At 40.2% G+C, this 22697-nt stretch carries 19 protein-coding genes and 1 tRNA gene; 17 read left to right on the forward strand and 3 right to left on the reverse strand.

Annotation, left to right across the window (positions count from 1 at the left end):
* The first annotated feature begins 46 nt into the window (after positions 1–46).
* From murG to BSCG_RS14035, 14 genes are all read left to right on the forward strand, one after another.
* Complete coding sequence (gene murG / locus BSCG_RS14100; RefSeq protein ID WP_008776049.1) at positions 47–1165, forward strand: undecaprenyldiphospho-muramoylpentapeptide beta-N-acetylglucosaminyltransferase; 1119 nt, start codon at positions 47–49, stop codon at positions 1163–1165.
* A gap of 112 nt (positions 1166–1277) precedes the next feature.
* A complete protein-coding gene (murC, locus tag BSCG_RS14095) occupies positions 1278–2678 on the forward strand; it encodes a UDP-N-acetylmuramate--L-alanine ligase (RefSeq protein ID WP_008642776.1) in 1401 nt (466 codons plus the stop codon).
* Positions 2679–2753: 75 nt separating this feature from the next.
* The gene (locus tag BSCG_RS14090) at positions 2754–3491 is read left to right on the forward strand and encodes a cell division protein FtsQ/DivIB (protein ID WP_008642773.1); all 738 of its coding nucleotides are present in this window, start codon (positions 2754–2756) and stop codon (positions 3489–3491) included.
* Positions 3492–3590: 99 nt separating this feature from the next.
* The gene (ftsA, locus tag BSCG_RS14085; protein WP_004315397.1) at positions 3591–5048 is read left to right on the forward strand and encodes a cell division protein FtsA; all 1458 of its coding nucleotides are present in this window, start codon (positions 3591–3593) and stop codon (positions 5046–5048) included.
* Between the two features lie 132 nt (positions 5049–5180).
* Positions 5181–6491 carry a cell division protein FtsZ gene (gene ftsZ / locus BSCG_RS14080; RefSeq protein ID WP_004309506.1) on the forward strand — a complete coding sequence of 437 codons (1311 nt, stop codon included), beginning with the start codon at positions 5181–5183 and terminating at the stop codon, positions 6489–6491.
* Positions 6492–6577: 86 nt separating this feature from the next.
* Positions 6578–7027, forward strand: coding sequence for a GatB/YqeY domain-containing protein (locus tag BSCG_RS14075; RefSeq protein WP_008776050.1), 450 nt, complete (start codon positions 6578–6580; stop codon positions 7025–7027).
* A gap of 754 nt (positions 7028–7781) precedes the next feature.
* Complete coding sequence (locus BSCG_RS14070) at positions 7782–9476, forward strand: tetratricopeptide repeat protein (protein ID WP_008776051.1); 1695 nt, start codon at positions 7782–7784, stop codon at positions 9474–9476.
* Between the two features lie 160 nt (positions 9477–9636).
* Complete coding sequence (locus BSCG_RS14065; RefSeq protein ID WP_004309503.1) at positions 9637–10005, forward strand: DUF3244 domain-containing protein; 369 nt, start codon at positions 9637–9639, stop codon at positions 10003–10005.
* Positions 10006–10060: 55 nt separating this feature from the next.
* Positions 10061–11395, forward strand: a complete 1335-nt coding sequence (locus tag BSCG_RS14060) for a hypothetical protein (protein ID WP_008776052.1) — start codon at positions 10061–10063, stop codon at positions 11393–11395.
* A gap of 12 nt (positions 11396–11407) precedes the next feature.
* Positions 11408–13057, forward strand: coding sequence for an MAC/perforin domain-containing protein (locus BSCG_RS14055; RefSeq protein ID WP_008776053.1), 1650 nt, complete (start codon positions 11408–11410; stop codon positions 13055–13057).
* Between the two features lie 94 nt (positions 13058–13151).
* The gene (locus tag BSCG_RS14050; RefSeq protein WP_004309496.1) at positions 13152–14261 is read left to right on the forward strand and encodes a hypothetical protein; all 1110 of its coding nucleotides are present in this window, start codon (positions 13152–13154) and stop codon (positions 14259–14261) included.
* Between the two features lie 54 nt (positions 14262–14315).
* On the forward strand, positions 14316–14903 hold the full coding sequence (locus BSCG_RS14045; protein WP_008776054.1) for a hypothetical protein: 588 nt from the start codon (positions 14316–14318) through the stop codon (positions 14901–14903).
* Positions 14904–14930: 27 nt separating this feature from the next.
* Entirely contained in the window at positions 14931–15656 is a 726-nt protein-coding gene (locus tag BSCG_RS14040; RefSeq protein ID WP_008776055.1) for a DUF5036 family protein, read from the forward strand.
* An 80-nt stretch (positions 15657–15736) separates the two neighbouring features.
* A complete protein-coding gene (locus BSCG_RS14035; protein WP_004309490.1) occupies positions 15737–16486 on the forward strand; it encodes a hypothetical protein in 750 nt (249 codons plus the stop codon).
* 44 nt (positions 16487–16530) lie between these two features.
* Here BSCG_RS14035 and BSCG_RS14030 read toward each other — a convergent pair whose 3' ends face one another.
* The 3 genes from BSCG_RS14030 to recO all read right to left on the reverse strand — a co-directional run bounded on the left by BSCG_RS14030 (position 16531) and on the right by recO (position 19550).
* On the reverse strand, positions 16531–17757 hold the full coding sequence (locus tag BSCG_RS14030; protein WP_008642757.1) for an acyloxyacyl hydrolase: 1227 nt from the start codon (positions 17755–17757) through the stop codon (positions 16531–16533).
* A gap of 22 nt (positions 17758–17779) precedes the next feature.
* A complete protein-coding gene (locus tag BSCG_RS14025) occupies positions 17780–18727 on the reverse strand; it encodes a hypothetical protein (protein ID WP_008642755.1) in 948 nt (315 codons plus the stop codon).
* 94 nt (positions 18728–18821) lie between these two features.
* On the reverse strand, positions 18822–19550 hold the full coding sequence (gene recO / locus BSCG_RS14020) for a DNA repair protein RecO (RefSeq protein ID WP_004309477.1): 729 nt from the start codon (positions 19548–19550) through the stop codon (positions 18822–18824).
* Positions 19551–20070: 520 nt separating this feature from the next.
* On the opposite strand from recO, the gene BSCG_RS14015 reads away from it, so the two are divergent.
* The 3 genes from BSCG_RS14015 to gyrB all read left to right on the forward strand — a co-directional run bounded on the left by BSCG_RS14015 (position 20071) and on the right by gyrB (position 22596).
* Positions 20071–20142, forward strand: a tRNA-Glu gene (locus tag BSCG_RS14015).
* Positions 20143–20184: 42 nt separating this feature from the next.
* Positions 20185–20439 carry a 30S ribosomal protein S20 gene (rpsT, locus tag BSCG_RS14010; protein ID WP_004309474.1) on the forward strand — a complete coding sequence of 85 codons (255 nt, stop codon included), beginning with the start codon at positions 20185–20187 and terminating at the stop codon, positions 20437–20439.
* Positions 20440–20637: 198 nt separating this feature from the next.
* Positions 20638–22596 (forward strand): DNA topoisomerase (ATP-hydrolyzing) subunit B, encoded by a 1959-nt coding sequence (gene gyrB, locus BSCG_RS14005; RefSeq protein ID WP_004315406.1) that lies wholly within the window; start codon positions 20638–20640, stop codon positions 22594–22596.
* The last annotated feature ends 101 nt before the right edge of the window (positions 22597–22697 follow it).

The following is a 22697-nucleotide window of genomic DNA, read 5'->3' on the forward strand; positions in this document are numbered from 1 at the left end:
GTGGTGAACGAAAAACGTTGAACAACGGATAGAAAAAAGAATTAGGATGGAAAAAGAACTTAGAATTATTATCAGTGGTGGAGGAACAGGAGGACATATCTTTCCTGCCGTCTCTATCGCAAACGCTATAATAGAGCTACGCCCCGACGCAGAAATTCTCTTTGTAGGCGCTGAAGGACGTATGGAAATGCAACGGGTTCCCGATGCAGGCTACCGTATTATCGGGCTTCCGACTGCCGGATTCGACCGCAAACGTTTATGGAAAAATGTATCTGTATTGATTAAACTGATGCGCAGCCAGTGGAAAGCACGCAAAGTTATCAAGGACTTCCGCCCACAAGTGGCGGTAGGTGTAGGCGGATATGCAAGCGGCCCGACACTAAAGACTGCCGGAATGATGGGAGTACCGACATTAATCCAGGAACAAAACTCTTATGCCGGAGTGACCAATAAGCTCCTGGCACAGAAAGCAAAAGTGATTTGTGTAGCTTATGACGGAATGGAAAAGTTTTTCCCTGCCGACAAAATTATTATGACGGGGAATCCTGTCCGCCAAAACCTGACAAAGGATATGCCGTCTAAAGAAGAAGCATTGCGCTCCTTCAACTTACAGCCCGGCAAAAAAACGATTCTGATTGTAGGCGGCAGTCTGGGTGCACGTACCATCAACAATACGCTGACAGCCGGACTGGCAACCATCAAAGAAAACACGGACGTGCAATTCATCTGGCAAACGGGCAAATACTATTACCCGCAAGTGAAAGAAGCCGTAAAAGCTGCAGGTACACTTCCGAACTTATATGTAACGGATTTCATCAAAGACATGGCAGCCGCATACGCAGCAGCCGATCTTGTGATTTCCCGTGCAGGGGCAGGTTCTATTTCAGAGTTCTGCCTGTTACATAAACCTGTTATCTTAGTGCCTTCGCCCAATGTAGCGGAAGACCATCAGACTAAGAATGCCTTAGCATTGGTGAATAAACAGGCAGCGATCTACGTCAAAGACAGTGAAGCGGAAACAACCTTGATGGATGTAGCATTATCCACCGTCAATGACGAACAGAAACTGAAAGGACTGACAGAGAATATCGCCAAGCTGGCTTTGCCCGATTCTGCGAGAATCATCGCACAGGAGGTTATCAAACTGGCGGAAGCAAAGAGCTGATAAACAGAAGAAAAAACAGATAAATAGATTATCGGATTGCATACAGGTTGAAGTAGCGGTATAACTCCGGGATCAAACGACGTAATCCGTACTAAAATAAAAAACAGAAGAAATGAATATAGAAACGATAAAATCAGTCTATTTCGTAGGTGCCGGCGGCATCGGTATGAGTGCACTTGTACGCTACTTCCTCTTCAAAGGCAAGGTAGTGGCCGGTTACGATCGTACCCCTACTCCATTGACTGAAACCCTGATTACCGAAGGCGCACAAATACATTATGAAGAAAACGTCGACCTGATTCCCGAAGCCTGCAAAGACAAGGAAAGCACGTTAGTCATATACACGCCCGCCGTTCCGCAGGAACATGAAGAAATCGTTTATTTCCGCAACAACGGATTCGAAATACAGAAACGCGCCCAAGTATTGGGAACAATTACCCATTCGAGCAAAGGTCTGTGCGTCGCAGGTACTCACGGAAAAACAACCACATCGACAATGACAGCCCATTTGCTCCATCAATCGCACGTGGAATGTACCGCTTTTCTCGGAGGAATCTCGAAGAACTACGGCACCAACCTACTACTCTCTCAAACAAGCCCTTACACGGTGATTGAAGCAGATGAGTTCGACCGTTCTTTCCACTGGCTGTCGCCCTATATGACCGTAATTACATCTACCGACCCCGATCATTTGGACATCTACGGCACAGAACAAGCCTACCTGGAAAGTTTCGAGCATTATACCACGCTTATCCAACCGGGTGGCGCACTGATTATCCGCAAAGGCATCTCCCTGCAACCCAAAGTGCAGCCAGGTGTTCGTGTCTATACTTACTCACGTGACGAAGGCGACTTCCATGCAGAAAACATCCGCATCGGAAACGGAGAAATATTCATCGACTTTGTTGCCCCGGACACCCGTATCAACGATATTCAACTGGGAATTCCGGTTAGCATCAACATAGAAAACGGCGTAGCCGCCATGGCATTGGCACACCTTAACGGGGTGACCGATGAAGAAATAAAAAGAGGCATGGCAAGTTTCCGCGGAGTAGACCGCCGGTTCGACTTCAAGATCAAGAACGATCGTATCGTCTTTTTGAGTGACTACGCCCACCACCCCTCTGAAATCAAACAGAGCGTGTTGTCTATGCGCGAACTTTACAAGGACAAGAAGATCACAGCCATCTTCCAGCCGCATCTCTATACCCGCACCCGCGACTTCTATCAAGATTTTGCCGATAGCCTGTCGCTACTCGACGAAGTGATTCTGGTAGACATCTATCCGGCACGTGAAGCACCGATTCCGGGCGTCACCAGCAAGCTGATTTATGATAATCTCCGTCCGGGCATTGAAAAAAGTATGTGCAAAAAGGAAGATATACTGAACATTCTGAAAGATAAAAACATTGAAGTATTAATCACTTTGGGGGCTGGAGACATTGACAACTATGTCCCTGAAATAAAGGAACTATTAGAAACAAAAAAATTAAGAATGAATAATGAAGAATGAAGAATCTCTATCCAGCGTATTGATGCGCAGCAATTCTTCATTCTTCATTCTTAATTCTTCATTAATAAAAAAACTATGGTAAAGAGAATCCTTCTATCCATCGTCATGCTGGTGCTTATAGCCTACCTCGCCGTAGCTATCACCGCATTCAACCGCAAGCCTGCCGACCAGACCTGCCGTGACATGGAATTGGTTATCAAGGATACCGCATACGCCGGCTTCATCACCAAAGAAGAGCTGAAAGGTATCCTTCAGCACAAAGGGATCTACCCCATCGGAAAGAAGATGGAGCGCATCTCTACCAAGTCACTGGAACGGGAACTAAGCAAACATCCGTTGATTGACGAAGCCGAGTGTTACAAAACACCCAGCGGCAAAGTATGCGTGGAAGTGACACAACGTATCCCTATTCTTCGGGTGATGAGCTCCAACGGTCAGAATTACTACCTTGACAACAAAGGAACCGTCATGCCACCGGATGCAAAATGCGTCGCTCACCGGGTAATTGTCACCGGAAACGTAGAAAAGTCGTTTGCAATGAAGAATTTATATAAGTTTGGTGTATTTTTGCATAATAATAAATTCTGGGACGCCCAGATAGAACAGATCCATGTGTTGCCCGACCAGAACATCGAATTGGTGCCGCGTGTGGGAGACCATCTTGTCTATCTCGGAAAACTGGAAAACTTTGAAGATAAACTGGCACGTTTGAAGGAGTTCTACAAGAAAGGGCTCAACCGGGTAGGCTGGAACAAATACTCACGTATCAACCTCGAATTCAACAACCAGATTATCTGCACCAAACGAGAATAGATAATAAATGATAGTTGATAATTGATAGTTGACAGACGAGGAGTGAACAATCTTTTTTCAATCGTAAATTGTAAATCGTAAAATCGTAAATAAATATATATGGCAACAACAGAATTTATCGCCGCTATTGAACTTGGTTCATCGAAGATAACCGGTGTGGCCGGAAGAAAGAACAGTGACGGAAGTATGCAGGTATTAGCGTATGCCCAGGAAGACTCTTCTACGTTTATTCGTAAAGGAGTTATTTTCAATCTGGACAAGACAGCGCAAAGCCTGACCTCGATCATCAACAGACTGGAAGGTGAGTTGAAAAACTCAATTGCCAAGGTATATGTAGGCATCGGCGGACAATCACTCCGCACAGTCCGCAATGTAGTAAGCCGCGACCTGGAAGAAGAAGCCATCATATCCGAAGAACTTGTAAGCGCTATCGGTGATGAAAACATTGCCATCCCGGTGGTTGATATGGATATACTGGACGTAGCTCCGCAAGAATACAAGGTGGGCAATAATCTGCAAGCCAACCCGGTAGGTCTGGTAGGAAGCCACATCGAAGGACGTTTCCTCAACATCGTTGCCCGTGCTTCCGTACGCAAGAATCTGGAGCATTGCTTCCAGCAGGCAAAAATCGACATTGCCGACCAACTGATCGCCCCGCTAGTAACAGCCAACGCCGTACTGACAGAAAGCGAACGCCGTTCGGGTTGTGCACTGATCGACTTCGGAGCAGATACGACTACCATCTCTGTATATAAGAATAACATTCTCCGCTTCCTCACCGTATTACCTTTGGGAGGCAACAGCATCACGCGTGACATCACCACCCTGCAAATGGAGGAGGAAGAAGCCGAACGCCTGAAAAAAGCCTACGGTGACGCCCTCTACGAAGAAGACCCCGAACAAGAGGAAGAAGCTACCTGCAAACTGGAGGATGACAACCGTATCATCAAAGTGGCAGACCTTAATAATATCATCGAAGCCCGTGCCGAAGAAATCGTTGCCAACGTATGGAACCAGATTCAGCTATCCGGCTACGAAGACAAACTGCTGGCAGGACTTATCCTGACAGGAGGAGCCGCCAACCTGAAGAACTTGGACGAAACCTTGCGCAAACGCAGCAAGATAGAAAAGATACGGATGGCGAAACTTCCACGCAATACGGTCCATGCCCCCAACAATATACTAAAAAAAGACGGTTCACAGAACACATTGTTCGGTCTACTGTTTGAAGGGAACCAAAACTGTTGCCTGACTGAAACCGCCCCGCAAGCTGCTGCTCCTGTACCGCCAGTCTCCAAACCGGAGCCGGAAGTGCATAGGACCGCAGACATATTTGAAGACGACCAGGAGCTGAAGGAACAGGCCCGCCTCGCCCGCCTCAAGAAAGAGGAAGAAGAGCGTGAAGCCAAGTTAGCTGCTAAAGAAGCGGAAAAACTTCGCAAGCAAAAGGAAAAGGAAGAGAAAGAAAGACGGAAAAGAGAAGCCGGTCCGAGCTGGATTCAGCGCAAGATCGACTCGTTGACGAAAGAAATCTTCTCCGACGACGATATGAAGTGATTTATGATTTATGAATTATGAGTTATGAGTTGGCTGCGCGCTATATCATAAATCATAAATCATAACTTATAAATCAAGATTCAAAAATCAGAGTTCAGAAACCAGAAATCATAAATCAGAAATCATATTATTATGGACGAGATAGTACAATTCGATTTCCCGACAGATTCACCGAAGATCATCAAAGTGATTGGTGTAGGTGGTGGTGGTGGTAATGCTGTAAACCACATGTACCGGGAAGGCATCCATGATGTAACGTTCGTTCTTTGCAACACGGACAACCAGGCATTGGCCGAATCACCTGTCCCGGTGAAACTGCAACTGGGCCGTAGCATCACGCAAGGGCTTGGAGCCGGCAACCGTCCCGAACGGGCACGCGACGCCGCTGAAGAAAGTATAGAAGATATCAAGGCACAACTGAACGACGGCACCAAGATGGTATTCATCACCGCCGGAATGGGAGGAGGAACCGGAACAGGAGCTGCCCCGGTCATCGCCCGCATTGCGAAGGAAATGGATATTCTGACTGTCGGTATCGTCACCATCCCCTTTATCTTCGAAGGAGAAAAGAAAATCATCCAGGCACTGGACGGCGTCGAACGTATCGCCCAGCACGTTGATGCCCTATTGGTTATCAACAACGAACGCCTGCGCGAAATATACGCCGACCTTACCTTTATGAATGCCTTCGGCAAGGCCGATGACACTCTTTCCATCGCTGCCAAGAGCATTGCCGAGATTATCACCATGCGTGGTACGGTCAACCTCGACTTTGCCGATGTGAAAACCATCCTGAAAGATGGCGGAGTAGCGATCATGAGTACCGGATTCGGCGAAGGAGAAAATCGTGTGACGAAAGCAATCGATGATGCCCTGCATTCTCCGTTGCTCAACAACAACGATATTTTCAATGCCAAGAAGGTTATGTTGAACGTTTCTTTCTGCCCGTCATCCGAACTAATGATGGAGGAAATGAACGAGATACACGAGTTCATGAGCAAATTCCGCGAAGGAGTGGAAGTGATCTGGGGTGTTGCCATCGACAACTCACTGGATACAAAAGTAAAGATCACCGTATTGGCAACCGGATTCGGTGTAGAAGACGTCCCCGGAATGGACAGCCTGCATGCTGCACGCAGCCAGGAAGAGGAAGAACGCCAACTGCAACTGGAAGAAGAGAAAGAGAAGAACAAGGAACGTATCCGCAAGGCATACGGCGAAAGTGCCAGCAATATCGGAAGCAAGAGCCTCCGCAAACGCCGTCACATCTATCTTTTCAACACGGAAGATTTGGACAACGACGATATCATCGCCATGGTAGAAGATTCTCCCACGTACATGCGTGATAAGACGACTCTTACTAAAATCCGGACAAAAGCTGCATTGGAAGAAGAAGTGGCAACAGAGGAAGCTACGGATGATAACGGCGTAATTACATTCTAAACAAAGAGCTTAAGAACGAAAATTATAGTCCCACAGCATCAGGCTTCAGATCTAATTTTTAATCTTCAATTTATAATTATAATAGTATGGATTTATTCGATCAAGTCAGCGAAGACATTAAAAACGCAATGAAGGCGAAAGATAAAGTAGCCCTCGAAACTTTGAGAAATATAAAGAAGTTCTTCCTCGAAGCTAAGACAGCTCCAGGAGCTAACGATATATTGACAGATGATGCCGCTTTGAAGATTATCCAGAAACTTGTAAAACAAGGAAAAGATTCTGCTGAAATCTATATCGGACAGGGTCGTCAGGACTTGGCTGACGTAGAATTGAGTCAGGTAGCCGTTATGGAAAAATACCTGCCGAAACAAATGAGTGCCGAAGAACTGGAAGCTGCTTTGAAGGAAATCATTGCAGAGACAGGTGCTACAAGCGGTAAAGATATGGGTAAAGTGATGGGAGTTGCCTCCAAAAAGTTGGCAGGTCTTGCAGAAGGACGTGCCATTTCCGCAAAAGTAAAAGAGCTTTTGGGATAACTTCCGGAATTTCCACAGAACCTTTTAGTGTTCGATTTTATCTTGCATCTTACACTAACTAGAGTTTATCTATTTGATTAATAGCAGTATAAACCTGTGCAAGATACCGTTGCAGATGCGTGCAAGATGTTTTATCTTACACACATCTGCAACTTTTCTTTAAACATAACATTCACCTCCTTCACCACTCTGAAACATCAATGAATAAAGGGATTTCGGGTGAAGGGCTGCCTTTCACATAGGTTTCACCCGATTCACTATCCCTTTCTGCCGAATTTTGATTAATAGACTGATTCCAATCTATTAGATATAAACTTATTCTCTATTGATGCCAAACTTCCTTTTCACTAATAGAAAAGATTACTAACATTAAAGGCAATCTCTAAATGAAGCTTTTGTTTTTATAAACAAAGCTTTCATTTATAAAATCAAAAGCTTCATTTATATAATTGCAACTTGCAATTATAGATTGCGATTAATGAAAAACAAGTTTAGAATTATAGTAAAGTAATTTAGGTATTAATAGAAAGGAACTTTTCTCACTATAAATAAGAAAGAGTCTATTAATAGCTGGGAAATAATCAAATTAGATCACATGAACTTAATAAAGTAAAAGCAGATTTGAAATTAATTTAATGTATGATATAGACAGTACTAATTATTATTTCCCCGAACTAAAATAATCTCCCTATAAAAGAGCATAATATAGAAAATAAGGATTACTTTTACAACGAAACTAAACCACGACAGACAAATGAGAAAGAGTATTGCTATAATTATAACATCTATATTAGTGCTATCAGGATGCAACAAACAACAATCCGTATCTGACAGACTGCTAAATGAAGTAGAAAAAGCCATTGCCATAAATCCTGACAGTGCATCCAACCTACTAAAAGGTATATCATCTCCTGAAAAACTAGACAACAAAACCTTTGCACGCTGGTGTATGTTATCAGGAAAGATTACAGACGAAATTTTTAATAGCATCCTACCAACTTACCAATTAGAAAGAGCCTATGACTGGTATTCCTCACATGGTAGCCCTGACGAACAAGTGCAAATCTTGATTTATTTAGGTCGATCCTATTTTGCTGATGGAGATTATGATAAAGCAATGTCTATTTATACCAATGCACTGGACATTGCAGAAAAGAATAAGCTTAATAACCTCACCGGATATACATATAGCTATATAGGCGATTTATATGGAGAGAAATTCATGCGGACAGAAGCTATCAAAAGATATAAGGCTGCTGCCGAATGCTTCAAAAAAGAAAATAATACAGATAGCTATGCTTGCGCATTAAGAGATGTAGGACGCGAATATGCATGCATAGACTCGTTATCACGCGCTTTAAAAATTCTAACTATAGCTGATTCTGTAGCACGTAATACTAAAAATATCGAAGTCACTGCATCAATAGACAATGCCTTAGGGAATATTTATGCAATGCAAAATAAATATGATAAAGCTGAAGAATACTTTCTCAAAGCATTGGTAGGAAGAGAAACAATGCCCGATTATATGGCACTGATAGACTTATATATTGCATCGGGGGCTATTAACAAAGCACAAGAGCTACTATCCAAAATACCACAAGATAATCCAAAGTATACATACAGCATTAAATATTTATACTACCAAATCTATAATGAAGAAAAGAATTATAAAGAAGCTCTTACTAATCTGAAAGAATACGTCGAAATAACTGATTCAATCATATATGCTGATAACCAATCTAAGATATTGAACATAGAGTCTAAATATAATCATTTAAAGATCAGCAAAGAAGTAGATAGATTAAAAATTAAACAGCAAAGCTACATTATAGTTTTAGTTATATGCATTGGAATCCTATTATTAATAATAATAGGATATCTACTATATCGAAAGAAAGCAAAAGAGAAAATCCAAAGACAACAAGAAGAGTTGAACCGAATAAAGACAGATTTGCTTTATGTTTCTTTAGAACTGGAAAAGAAAAAAAGATTGTTAGATACATTTAAGGAGAAAAATGAGAGCTATGAGGAAATGCAGGAAGAAATAAGTCTCCTAACCACCAACTATAAACAATTGCAAAATAAAATTCTAGAGAATTCACCTTTACATAAAGAACTAATACACCTAGCCAACCAAAATAAGCCCAGAAATAACAAGCCATTAATAACAGACAAGCAATGGAAACTCATTGCAGATGAAATAACATATATTTATCCGAATTTACGTAAATACATATATAGTCGATGCCCAGATTTACCAGAGCAAGACTTTTGGTATTGCTGTTTATATATATCAGGGTTTGACACTAACACAGAAGCAAAGTTACTAAACATTACAGTCGACTCAGTAAGAAAAAAAAGACTCAGACTTAGACAAAAACTGAATATAATATTACCAGATAATAATGCTACATTGTATGATTATTTAATTGAAAACATGCACTAATATCCTCTTCTTAGGAAGAAATAATCAGCAACATAAAAGGATGTCCACGCAAAACATCATAAGCGACTGATTATCAAGCACTGTTTGTCCACGCTGAAAAACTTCTTTTATTTGCATTCCCCCTCATATCTCCATAAATTTGCAAAAAACAATCAAAGATATGAGAAAACTAAGCATTTTACTATTATTAATTGGCATTCCATTCATGATAATAGAAGCCAATAATCTATCAACACAAAGAACTAAAATTATAAGATGGCATAAATGCCAAAAAACACCAAATTCTATCCCAATAGAAGCTACCCAAGACGAAAACTCTATTGAAGTTCGTTTTCTTGAAGACATCGACGATCAAGTTACTTTCCAAGTAAAAGATCAACTGGGAAATATTATCTTCCAAGATGTGATATTAACTCCTAATGAGCAAAAAACTTATAAGATTGATTTGAAAGGCTACAGAGTCGGTCATTATGAACTTCTCTACATAGAAAAAGACATAACTTTCATTGGAGAGTTTGAAATCGAATAATCAACGATAAATAATAAAAATATCAAACTTTATAAACCCTATAAAACTAATAATTATGGGAAACATTTTTAGATTCTTATTGGTGCTGCCTTGCATCACCTTGTTATTGTACTCTTGCGAAAGTGAGATTGAAAATGAGATCCAGTCATCTACAGAAAAACTGAACTTATCAGGATTGGAATCGGATAGCCTTCAATTAGAAAGTTATGAATTGTCTGAAATGACAGATGAGCTAAAAGCATTAAAAGAAAGGATAGATGAACTAAAGAAAGCGAAGACACGATCAGTAGCTTCAAGTAACTATAGCCAATATTTTTCAGAAAATATGTGGGCTATTAGAGAGTTACCCTTCACACTTAGCACTGGAGGTGGATATTTATCATGTACTGGTTGGGGACAGAGAGTGACCTATGAGGGATATAATCCTGGCTCTTATGGTAAATTCTATGTCCAAATTCCCTCATCAATTACCGGCATACCCTATTTAATTTATTCAAACTACTCGAAAACTCGTCTAGCTGTAGGACATTATACTAGTAATCCAGAATCAAAAATATTACTTGCAATGAACAGCAATTCTACTACAGGAGCCATGGATTCTTGGGACATTATACCTGCTACTAATAATCCAGGAACTTATGTCCTCCAAAATGAATTATATATTGGTCAAGGAAGTAGTGGTTCATGGTGGGATGTATTCAATTATGTAGTAGATATACAAGCTAATAATGTTGGTTTCAGCCAATATACACAAAGAGCCCAACAGGAATTTACTATCACCCCTGATGCTGTATTCACACTGAAAAGCCTAGAATTTATCAATCCATATTCCGCAACCGTGACCCAAAGGGACAATGTCTCTATCAAACGAGCCATAACAAACTCTTCATCCCAATTTATACGAGAAAACCTCGTATTTGAAAAGACTGTACAAGAAGACTCCTATTTTAAAGAAGAAAAGGGAATAGCATTTAAGGTTCCAGCCTCAGATACGCTATTTGCACGCCCTACAGTTACATTAGGCGAAATAGATCTTGTTCCTAATGCAAGTATACCAACTGATACAAAATACCAGCCCAATGTACGCAGAGTAATGGAAAATACATTAAGGCATATAGAACCTGTCAAAGTTTCGCCACGTACAAAACTTACAGTGACCTATTATTTTAAAGAATATGATGTATCAGTAGACTATGTAGCCACAATTGAATATAAAGAAAAAGATAAAGATGCTAGAATAGCCAAATTGCCTGGACGTTGGAGCGGAAGGATTCATGTAGATGAAATATCTGATGTTGATTTTGAAGAGACAAACTTGGATACTCAACAAAGTGTAAAAAGGAAAGTGAATATCAGAAATGCAAGTCAATCATCACCAATCATATTTTAAAAATATACCTATATGAGAAAATTTACTATATTTTCATTTATCATACTGTTTGCAATAACATCATGTAATAATGAAGACGAAATAAGTAATTCTGCTTTGCTAAACAATCAGGATGATTCAACATCAGAAATCATCTTGCAAGAACGTGACCCAAACCTACCAAAAGTTTGGTCTAAAAAGATAGCACCCAGACCCAGTACTAGGGCATCATTTACCGATGCTACTGATTTTCTTGGAAATTCTTATGCCATAGAAAACGGAACATCAATTATCGGGGACTTTTCAAATGCGAGATTTCCAATTGTTAATATGGAAAAGCTACTTGAAAGATATCCTTCATATATAATTGCCAAAGAGTTAAGGACAACGTCAACAGAAGCCATGTCATACGCCAGCTTCGAACGCTTAGAAACAACTTCATCGTTTACTAAAACTGTCAAATCCGGATTCTCACTAAATATTGGTCCGTTCAAACTGGGAAGAAAGAAAACTGTAACCGATATTTTCAAGCATAACACAAGTAATTCCGAACAAGCAGTACACGGAGAACTTAGTGTTGAAGTTATTAATGGAATGATATCCTTACAAACAGCACCTAGTGCATTGAGAAGAATTTCGGCAGATTATTTGGACGAATTATTTGTAGATGCCCTTTATAATTCATCCATGGTAGAATTAATTCAAAGTTACGGAGAATTTGTCTTAACAAGCTATTATACAGGTGGGCGGGCATCGGCTTTATACTATGGTCTTGACACACAAAGTACAGATTTCAATAGTAAAGAGCGCGACATGGATAAATCAATAAACGCAACTTATTCATGGAACAAGGACTCTGTTTCAGGAGATTTTTCTGTTGGAACAAAAGATGGCAATTCTTCTACAGAGACTAAATCTTTTTCCGAATTACATGTATCTATCAAAACATTGGGCGGCGCTTATGGTTATAATGTTGCAACACCTCCTTATGACGTTAAAAGTACATCCATTAATTTAACGAGTTGGCTTCAATCATTAAATGATTCAAGAACACATACAATGATTGACATTCAAGATGGTGGGCTCTATCCAATATCGGATTTTATTTTGGAAGAAAACTTTAAGCAAAGATATAACGACACCCACATGGATTTTCAGCACCAAGAACAACTTGAAGAACCGTATATAGAAATAATGAAAGTATACGTCCGCAAAAGTAGCTCGGGAGAGAAATTATATGATATTGTACCTGTGCTAAATACAAGACAAGGAGATAAGCTCATTTTCTCAAATTCAAGTGCAGCAAGTCAATCCGATGCAGAATTAAAAGCGAACAGTGTTGCCACAACCTTTACCGAAAAAAGTAATGCTATAAAAGATGAAAAGAGCAAATATTATAAACTAGCTATCAAAGCTAATCCGAATAAAGTAATAAATCCTATCCTACAAACCACATTATCATTTTCAATAAACGATGTAGATGAGGCTGGAATGTACAAGTTTAAAAATACAAACACCAATATTTGGTATATCTACAATCCGACATCGTTATATTGTTTTGCATACTACGACGATGACTATATTCTTGATGCATACGGAATCTTAGATTGGGTAAACAGCATACCTGTAAAATCTGTTTCAATGACGACTTTATATCAACGATATAGAATATTCGGTTTGTAATGAAGAGCATTAATAGATATTCACCAATAAAAAAGACAATCCTTTTAAGGAAGAGGTAAAATACGTATCATTTATTAATTCAAATTATCCGCTTATGAAAAAATTATTGTTACCTTTGACCATTCTGCTGTTTTTCGGATTAGTCGTATCATCATGTTCTTCAGACGATGTACTTCAAAGAGAAAACAACGAACAGCCAAACATTGTAAAAAGAAACAATGAAAAAGCTCGTGAGGCTGGTATAAGATTATTAGAATCATTTGGAATGACAAAAACTCGTTCATTAAGTACTAGTGACTATCCGGACTATTATGGGGGAAGTTATATTAACGGGAATGGTAAACTTGTTGTTTTTCTTAAAGGAGAAATAGAAAGTACCAAAGCCACTCTTATAAGGTTAATAGGTGAGAATGATGTCATATATACACAAGGCAATTATTCTTATACGGAGCTGAATAATGTTCTAACCAAAATAACCTCATTTATTAGCAGTAATAAAGATTCTCAAATTGCCAAGAATATAAGATACTATTATCTGAATGATTTTGAGAACTGTGTCGTGGTAGAACTTGACAAATCTAATGAAATGGAAATAAAAGAGTTTAAATCAGAAGTAGTGAACTTTTCAGGAATTGTATTTAAACAATGCACAAGAGAATTTCAAAACCACTCATTATCGCCAGGAAGTTCTATAGGCACACCTAAAGGCACTGCGTCAATGGGATATAGAGCTACTAGATTTAACACTGACGGTTTTGTTACTGCAGGACATGCTTATAACACGGGTGACCCGGCATATTATAATAACACACTAATCGGTAGTTGTGACTTTTCAATCCAAGGTGGTTCCGTTGATGCAGCATTCATTAGTATAACTAATTTCTCCATCGTTCCCAATAATGGAAATCTTACTGGAGAAGAATATAATATTTGGGCAGGAGATAATGTAACCAAGTTAGGAGAGACTATAGCTCAATCTGAAGGTTATATTACAAGTACCAATGCAAATGTAAATGCCGATGGAATATACTATACAGATATGGGTGAAGCTACATATTTAAGTGCGTTCGGAGATAGCGGGGGACCAGTATATCTTACAGATAGTAAAAAAGTAATAGGTATACATAAAGGAAGCACAGCTTTCACATCTATATTTGTTAAGGTTGATAATATAGCATCAAAACTAAATGCTCATTTCAACTAATAATTACCAATGGATTGGATAAGTAACTTATCCAATCCATTTCATACTTAACTTATGCTCAAATTAATATCGATTTTGCTAACCAATGGAATTGTGTTATTCATGCTAATCAGTTGTCATAATAAAACAGGCAATTCTAAAAGCACTGTAAACCTTGAATATGAAAATAGTATCGACTCTCTTAATTCATATAAAATGGATATATCACATTTCATTAATTCCATCGAGCCAGGAGAAACGATTGTAGAAGAAAAACAAATGCAGGGGGAAGAATTTATTACAAGAGAAAATGAGAATATAAAAGTACGCTTTTTATTAAAAGACTCCTGCTCAAAAGACGGATTCTTGAAAACAGAAATTATTAATAATACAAACGATACAATTATCTATATTAGCAATACTTTCTTACACTATAGAGAAAGTAATAATTCATGGATTCCTTTAGTTTATCCGGATAATTATGTAAAAAATGATCTTGGATATTTAATACCTTCTCATGAAAGCGTCAAAATAAGGTTCTTTTTACCTTCTCAAGAAAAATATCCTAAAGGGAAATACAAGCTTCAACTATTATTCCGCAATACTTCAAAGAGTATTGACTATTATATCGATAAAATATTTCTAAGCAACAAGTCAAACTAAGTTCCTGATAAATTAAAAATTAAAAAAATGAATACAAAGAAAATAGTTGGGATTTTCTTATTATCCCTTTGTACTATGTGTTTCGTTAATTGTAGTGATGATGACACACCAGATGATCCGGCAGACACCATCACACTCAATATGCTTAATGAGCACAATGGAAAAACCTATTTAGGTGAATCAAATGTTTACATCAATGAAGCCAATAATTTTATCACATCTAAAAATTTCATTTCTGACGTAGGAAATGGCGCAGGAGTTGGAGCAAATATTCTGCCCTCGTTAACCAACCTCACACACGAAGTGGCGGTTACACCCGGGCATATTTATCAGATTTTTGATAAAAATACACTGATAGATTTTCCGTCAGGCAATTACGCTATTCAAGTAGAAACAAGTTATTATCAAGCCTATGTTGTATCTAAAATAGTAAATAGTGACATGAATATCGGTGCAATTGTAAAATATATATCTGTTTTCCCTAACAATAATGGACTGCCTGCATATAGGTATAATATTGGAAGCCTTTACCGCATAGGTGAAACGGTTGAATTAGCATTACCCCAAGATATTGAGTTTTTCTTAAAAGAACATAGCGCAGGTATAAAAGGATTAAATGTAACATATGCCAATAACAAATTAAGAATAACCCTAACTAAAGCACCTGACATTGTCAACGGACCTTATGGAACATTTGACCTTTATATCCGTTCAACCAATGTCTTTACGATCGTAGAAGTCCACGTGGAATAAGCAATAAAGACTTTATTAGCCAGTAAAACAAAGGGATTATCACCCATATTAGCATATATTTGCAACAAACATTTAAAGGTATGAGAATTGATAGATTTTTACTATTCGTATTATTACTGGCATCTTCGTATGGTTGCTCTGAAGAACAACCATACGAAGTTGAAAAGGAATCAGTTTCTATATGGGAAGGAGACACAAGGCATGTCATCATAGAAACAGACTTAACAGAGCACAACTATAAGTTAGAATCAGAAAATCAAGAAATTGCAACTGCAACTCTTGACGAAATGGGCGTATGCATCGCTACATACAAAAGTGGGAGCACCATGATACGACTTATCGATACTGATAATAAAAAAATAGCATGTGAAATCTACGTATATGTCAAATACTTCAACAGTCCGGAAATCATCAATTGGGGAATTCCATTAAAAGGTAACCCTGATTATCCGGGAGTAATAATAAAAGCTGTAGATCTAAAAATCCCCCCAGAAATAGAAGTTGAATTACGAGAAAAAGAGAAACCATTCATTGGTGCCACTTATACATTCAATCAGGAAACCAAGAAGTTCACAATGGAAACTGATTCGGGAATATTCAAAGAAGGTACATACGAATGGAACATTACCTCTTTAACCCTAATGTATGATAATAAAACAGAGAAATTCGGTTTTAAATTTGCCACAGGAATGTCATACGGATATATCCTACAGAGTGATAAAACAGTAGAATATCAGCAACGGTATCCTGATGCCGGTATCACAGAAGTAAAAGTTAATTATATTTGGAAGGATAATGGAATAATTCAATTAGGAGGGCTTACATTTTAATTAAATTGAAAAAAGGAAGTTATTAACAAGCGAAGATTACTCTTTCATCGCTTATCATGAAATCTATATCCAAGCCCCAACATCAGATTGTTGGGGTCTTTAAATTTGCTCAACTGATACCCCACGTGTAGAAACAAATGACGGGTGACATAAGTCTTGAGAGCCAGAACTTGATAGAACCCTTTTGTATCATCACCGCTGTATATCAGGTTCCGACCGACGCCGACATTGATAGAGAAAACAGGCATCACCAGCTCTGCCCGAAGAGATAAACCTACGGAAAACTGCTCGCGGAAAGGAGGACGATGAAACTTCAAATCGCCCGAGTAATACTCGCCCACTCTATACTCTTTAAGATTGGCACTCTCATCATATTGCGCATCGGCAGAAAACCCTGCCCGAAAATAGTTGTTGAAATTATACATCGGGGCGAAATTGACGCCCGCCACGCCAAACGAACCGGGAATCATACTCGACACATCGTCTCCAATCAGTCCTCTTTTGCGGGTGGCTCCGTAGATCACCAGATCATAGCTGACGTGAGGTTTTATAAAGAGCCGTCCGGGAGTGATGGGACCGGGTCCCTCATCCACGCCCAAAGTACGCACGATGCCGATTCTTCCTCCAATAACATTAAGACCGCCATTGGGATAATGCGTGTTTCCATTGGAAAAATGGGTGAGATCTACACCTGCCGCCAGTTTCCAGTACTTGTGAACTTGCCAGTTCAGCAAAAAGCCGAGATTGATGTACGCATTGATCTTGGAGCCAATCAGCACGTTTTGCGGATTGGATAGTTCATCATATTTCTTCCAGCCAAAAGAAGCCCCGAAGTTCCATTCGTAATCGAACGACAGACGGGGGGACAGTTGCGCGATACGTGACCCTTGAAAAGCGTATACCGACACGGGATTTCCCAATTCAGCGGGACTAAAGAAAGTATGGTAGGAAATGCCAATACCCTGATAGGTATGGGGAAAGAGCCTGCCGAGGTTGGATTCTTTGCTGAATCTGAAAGCGTACTTGAAATGGAAGGAAAGCGATTGGTCGATTTTCTTTTGCTGCGCATTGTCTCCTTGCAGAAAACTATGGGTGGAGACGATATATCCCGGACGGATGTCGAAGCCAAGCTGATGGCAGATCAGGGGATGGCTGACGCTATCGTTCCGTTGCCCAATGATTGTCTGGGCTTCCAGATTTGCGTTGATTGCCGGATGTACCAGAAGGCAAAGGAGGCACAGTAACCGTATGGCGTTCCTATTTCTAATCATTGATATATTAGTTGTTGATCGGTTAGTTGTTGAAAGGGATATCCTTGTGTGTTATGTAGTATTTTACAGGCATTTCGCTATGCAACGTGCCGGTTACGATTCGTTGTTTCTTGGTTTTGGGGTGAGAAACATAAAGGGTATATCTCGTTTCCAACCAATCATATACCATCGATAAGATGTAGTATCGAGAAGTCCTGGGAGGGATTATGTCTTTTTTCTGCTCCGTATTGGAGCAAGGCAACATTTGTTGCGCAGAAATGAATGGCGCCCGTTTACCGTTCATCCCTAAATATCCATCTTTCATGCTTGGTATTTCCACTGTCAGACCAGCTTCGCCCAGTAGTTGAAAGGCTTCGGGCACATCGCTTTTAAATCTCATAAAATGGTAAAAAGACTCGAAAGGAAAAAGCGTGTATGTAGACGAACCATCTGTTAAGTTATGAAAGGAGACGCCTTCTTTTTTCTCTATCTTGTTTTCCGGATCGTAAGAGTATGCATCCAAAGAATAAATGATACTATCCATCACATATCTGTCTGTCGGAGAAATCTCGACGCGTATCTCCTGCCACTCATACTCGTTGCTCGCCCTGAGCTGGAATTGAAAAGGAGCGGAAAGGGCATTCTCGCCCACCGTTATCTTCACTTCTTTGGGATGAACGCGTTCGATGGTGAAATCAATCATCTCTCCGGTGCACACAATCTTTCCCAACCCGTTCAGCGATGGACCTTGGTCGGTTGTTATCAGGCGATTGTCCGCATCATATATGTTATATTGAATGGGAAAATCGAAGGCTACATACATCCAATCCCAATTGGCAGCTGCAAATTGAATAGTGGCAACATCCCCGTTCCCGTCCAGCGTCAGTTCGGAATCGGAAGAACGGAAGTCGTCGACAAACACGTCTCCGTTACAACCATAAAACTTCCCTAGGATAAAAAAACAGACCGTCAGGTACAGGAATCTTTTCATATTGTTTCTCGCTTGTTCATTCTCTTTTGTTCTCTACCGACAAAAGTAACATATATTTTCAGGAACAGCATACAAACCTGCAAGAAATTACTAATTAATCAAACAGTTCTTTCAACACCTCCAATGATTTCAATGCCGGGAAGTCGGGCAGATGCAAGCGGTAATAATCATTCATAATCGTCAGGCAACGGGTACGCTCCGCACGGCTCATGCCAAAGAGATGCATTGTCTCATAGTTCATGCGCATCAGTTGACGGAGACGGGCAGCCTCTTCGGGATTGATATAGGAAGAATGCAGCTGGGGACGAATAGAAGTGAAGCAGGCATTCAATAAATCAAAGTAATCGCCGGTATGATAATCCTCCAGATTCGGATAAAGTCCCAGGAAACGGGAAAGACGCATCAGGAACACCAGATGGAAATTGGCAAAGCCGTCTCCACACTCATCCAGCCAAATGATGGAATGTTGCAGATAAGCAAATAACGGACGGTTCTCCGCCTCCTCCCGGATAGCCCTGTAAAGAAACTCCGACAGGAAAAGTGCCATCGAAGACTTATACGGATCGTATGGAATGGAAGAAAAAGGATAAAAGGATTTCGCTTCCTTCACACGATAGAGAGTTGCATTTGGGCGATAGTCGGCCTCGAACTCAATAAAAGACAACGGCTGGAAAAGTACGGATTTCACAGCCGCTTTCCGCGAACGGGGCACTGTTACAAGAAAAGAAGCCCTGCCGGACAACTCTGTATACATATCCACAATGATAGATGTATCATTGTATTTCAATGTATGAAGAACTATTCCTTTCGTTTTTTGCAGCATAACCGATATTTATCTCGTTTCCAATCCGAAGCAAAGCTACAAAAAAACACAAAATAATCGGAGACATACGGCGTTAAATATCGCTTCCACTTCCTTATCTTGCGCGTACATGAAACAAACCTTATAAATGATACGCTTATTTTGTAGCAGTATGCCTATAAATTCTTTGTTATCATTCATCGTCTCCGGTATTTGTTCCGTTAGTCGCCTAAAGAATCATTTAGTTACAAAAGAAGTTACCAATAAGCAGCTTTTTTATTTCGCTATATATAATAAGGTGGTAAGAAAAAATGCTTCCTACTGTTTTTCACAGGAGAGATTTTTTTATATAAAAATCACAACCATATATTTCACTGAATATCAGCCAAAAAGAAAGACATCTGTGAAAAAAAACACATATTCATTGAAAATTTTTCTATGAATCATTTGCCATTTTCAAAAAAGTTCCTACCTTTGCATCCGCAATCGAGAAACAAACACAGATTCGAGAAAGCAAAAAGCAGAAATGCTACAACAGGATGGCCCGTTCGTCTATCGGTTAGGACGCAAGATTTTCATTCTTGAAAGGGGGGTTCGATTCCCCCACGGGCTACAAGTTAAAAGAATAAAGAACTAAAAAAATAGATTAGTCGAGATGGCAAATCATAAATCATCACTGAAAAGAATCAGACAAGAAGAGACAAGAAGACTTCACAACAGATATTATGGTAAGACCATGAGAAATGCTGTTAGAAAGCTTCGTGCAACTACTGATAAAGCAGAAGCAGTTGCAATGTACCCAGGCATTACAAAGATGTTGGATAAGTTGGCTAAAGTGAACATCATTCACAAAAACAAAGCTAACAATCTGAAATCTAAGTTGGCTCTTTACATCAACAAGCTCGCTTAATAACAAGAATTTAACAATTCTATATAGCATCTAGGCTGAACTTTTAAGTTCGGCCTTTCTTGTTTATAACCCACTGAATATCAAACCTATTAACAATACAGAGAAACCGCCCGCATTCTTTATTTTTCACTGATTATTCTTCGTCAAGTCGACAATTTTCACTATATTTGCTCTGTTATTAAAGTTAGAAAGGCAATTATGAGCGAAGAACAAATCACTCCCAATAACGGGTCTTATTCTGCGGATAGTATCCAAGTATTGGAAGGTCTTGAAGCAGTAAGAAAACGCCCTGCGATGTACATTGGTGACATCAGCGTCAAGGGACTTCACCACTTGGTATACGAAATCGTTGACAACTCTATCGACGAAGCATTGGCCGGTTATTGCGACCACATCGAAGTAACAATCAACGAAGACAATTCAATCACAGTACAGGACAACGGACGCGGTATTCCGGTTGACTATCACGAGAAAGAAAAGAAGTCGGCACTGGAAGTAGCCATGACCGTATTGCATGCCGGAGGTAAATTCGACAAGGGTTCTTACAAAGTATCCGGAGGTTTGCACGGTGTAGGTATGTCCTGCGTAAACGCGCTGTCTACCCACATGACTACACAAGTATTCCGTAATGGCAAAATCTATCAGCAGGAATACGAGATCGGTAAACCGCTTTATTCTGTAAAGGAAGTCGGTACAGCCGACATTACGGGAACCCGCCAACAATTCTGGCCGGATGGTACCATCTTTACTGAAACGGTATACGACTACAAGATTCTGGCTTCACGTCTGCGCGAATTGGCTTATCTGAACGCCGGTCTTCGCATCTCTCTGACTGACCGTCGGGTAGTGAACGAAGACGGAAGTTTCAAGAGCGAGCAATTCTATTCAGAAGAAGGTTTGAGAGAGTTCGTGCGTTTTATCGAGTCTTCACGCGAGCACTTGATTAACGATGTGATCTATCTGAACTCCGAAAAACAGGGAATTCCTATTGAAGTGGCTATCATGTACAATACCGGATTCTCCGAAAACGTTCACTCATACGTCAACAATATCAACACCATTGAAGGTGGTACGCACTTGGCAGGTTTCCGCCGTGCGCTGACTCGTACGTTGAAAAAATACGCCGAAGACAGCAAGATGCTGGAAAAGGTGAAAGTTGAAATCTCGGGAGACGACTTCCGTGAAGGTTTGACTGCCGTTATTTCTGTAAAAGTAGCTGAACCACAGTTTGAAGGACAGACTAAAACAAAGTTGGGTAACAACGAAGTGATGGGTGCTGTTGACCAGGCAGTGGGCGAAGTATTAGCATATTATCTGGAAGAACATCCGAAGGAAGCCAAAACAATTGTCGACAAAGTGATTCTTGCCGCTACTGCACGTCACGCTGCAAGAAAAGCCCGTGAAATGGTACAACGCAAGTCGCCGATGTCGGGTGGCGGTCTGCCGGGTAAATTGGCTGACTGTTCGGATAAGGATCCTTCTAAATGTGAATTGTTCCTCGTCGAGGGAGACTCGGCAGGTGGTACTGCCAAGCAGGGACGTAACCGTATGTTCCAGGCGATCCTCCCATTACGCGGTAAGATTCTGAACGTAGAAAAAGCCATGTATCACAAGGCTTTGGAAAGTGATGAAATCCGCAATATCTACACAGCTCTCGGTGTGACTATCGGAACTGACGAAGACAGCAAGGAAGCAAACATACAGAAGCTGCGCTATCACAAGATTATCATCATGACCGATGCCGACGTCGATGGTTCTCACATCGACACACTTATCATGACGTTCTTCTTCCGTTATATGCCGCAAGTTATCCAGAACGGTTATCTGTACATCGCTACTCCCCCGCTCTACCTCTGCAAAAAGGGTAAAGTAGAAGAGTATTGCTGGACAGACGCACAACGCCAGAAGTTTATTGATACTTACGGCGGTGGTTCAGAAAATGCAATTCATACACAACGCTACAAAGGTTTGGGTGAGATGAACGCCCAGCAGTTGTGGGAAACAACTATGGACCCTGAAAACCGTATGCTGAAACAAGTAAATATTGACAACGCCGCAGAAGCTGATTATATCTTCTCTATGTTGATGGGTGAAGATGTAGGGCCACGCCGCGAGTTTATTGAAGAGAATGCAACGTATGCAAATATCGATGCATAATTTAAATAATACGTTTTTATAAACCAACCTCACATCTTACAACGAGGAAACGCCGATGGCGAAGGCACATCCTTCGATCGGCGTTTTTCTTTTATCTGAAG

The sequence above is a fragment of the Bacteroides sp. 2_2_4 genome (genome assembly GCF_000157055.1).
GTDB classification, from domain to species: Bacteria; Bacteroidota; Bacteroidia; order Bacteroidales; family Bacteroidaceae; genus Bacteroides; species Bacteroides ovatus.

Coding starts and splice junctions, on each gene's coding strand:
- murG (WP_008776049.1), top strand. CDS start 47: ATGGAAAAAGAACTTAGAATTATTATCAGTGGTGGAGGAACAGGAGGA.
- murC (WP_008642776.1), top strand. CDS start 1,278: ATGAATATAGAAACGATAAAATCAGTCTATTTCGTAGGTGCCGGCGGC.
- BSCG_RS14090 (WP_008642773.1), top strand. CDS start 2,754: ATGGTAAAGAGAATCCTTCTATCCATCGTCATGCTGGTGCTTATAGCC.
- ftsA (WP_004315397.1), top strand. CDS start 3,591: ATGGCAACAACAGAATTTATCGCCGCTATTGAACTTGGTTCATCGAAG.
- ftsZ (WP_004309506.1), top strand. CDS start 5,181: ATGGACGAGATAGTACAATTCGATTTCCCGACAGATTCACCGAAGATC.
- BSCG_RS14075 (WP_008776050.1), top strand. CDS start 6,578: ATGGATTTATTCGATCAAGTCAGCGAAGACATTAAAAACGCAATGAAG.
- BSCG_RS14070 (WP_008776051.1), top strand. CDS start 7,782: ATGAGAAAGAGTATTGCTATAATTATAACATCTATATTAGTGCTATCA.
- BSCG_RS14065 (WP_004309503.1), top strand. CDS start 9,637: ATGAGAAAACTAAGCATTTTACTATTATTAATTGGCATTCCATTCATG.
- BSCG_RS14060 (WP_008776052.1), top strand. CDS start 10,061: ATGGGAAACATTTTTAGATTCTTATTGGTGCTGCCTTGCATCACCTTG.
- BSCG_RS14055 (WP_008776053.1), top strand. CDS start 11,408: ATGAGAAAATTTACTATATTTTCATTTATCATACTGTTTGCAATAACA.
- BSCG_RS14050 (WP_004309496.1), top strand. CDS start 13,152: ATGAAAAAATTATTGTTACCTTTGACCATTCTGCTGTTTTTCGGATTA.
- BSCG_RS14045 (WP_008776054.1), top strand. CDS start 14,316: ATGCTCAAATTAATATCGATTTTGCTAACCAATGGAATTGTGTTATTC.
- BSCG_RS14040 (WP_008776055.1), top strand. CDS start 14,931: ATGAATACAAAGAAAATAGTTGGGATTTTCTTATTATCCCTTTGTACT.
- BSCG_RS14035 (WP_004309490.1), top strand. CDS start 15,737: ATGAGAATTGATAGATTTTTACTATTCGTATTATTACTGGCATCTTCG.
- BSCG_RS14030 (WP_008642757.1), bottom strand. CDS start 17,757: ATGATTAGAAATAGGAACGCCATACGGTTACTGTGCCTCCTTTGCCTT.
- BSCG_RS14025 (WP_008642755.1), bottom strand. CDS start 18,727: ATGAAAAGATTCCTGTACCTGACGGTCTGTTTTTTTATCCTAGGGAAG.
- recO (WP_004309477.1), bottom strand. CDS start 19,550: ATGCTGCAAAAAACGAAAGGAATAGTTCTTCATACATTGAAATACAAT.
- rpsT (WP_004309474.1), top strand. CDS start 20,185: ATGGCAAATCATAAATCATCACTGAAAAGAATCAGACAAGAAGAGACA.
- gyrB (WP_004315406.1), top strand. CDS start 20,638: ATGAGCGAAGAACAAATCACTCCCAATAACGGGTCTTATTCTGCGGAT.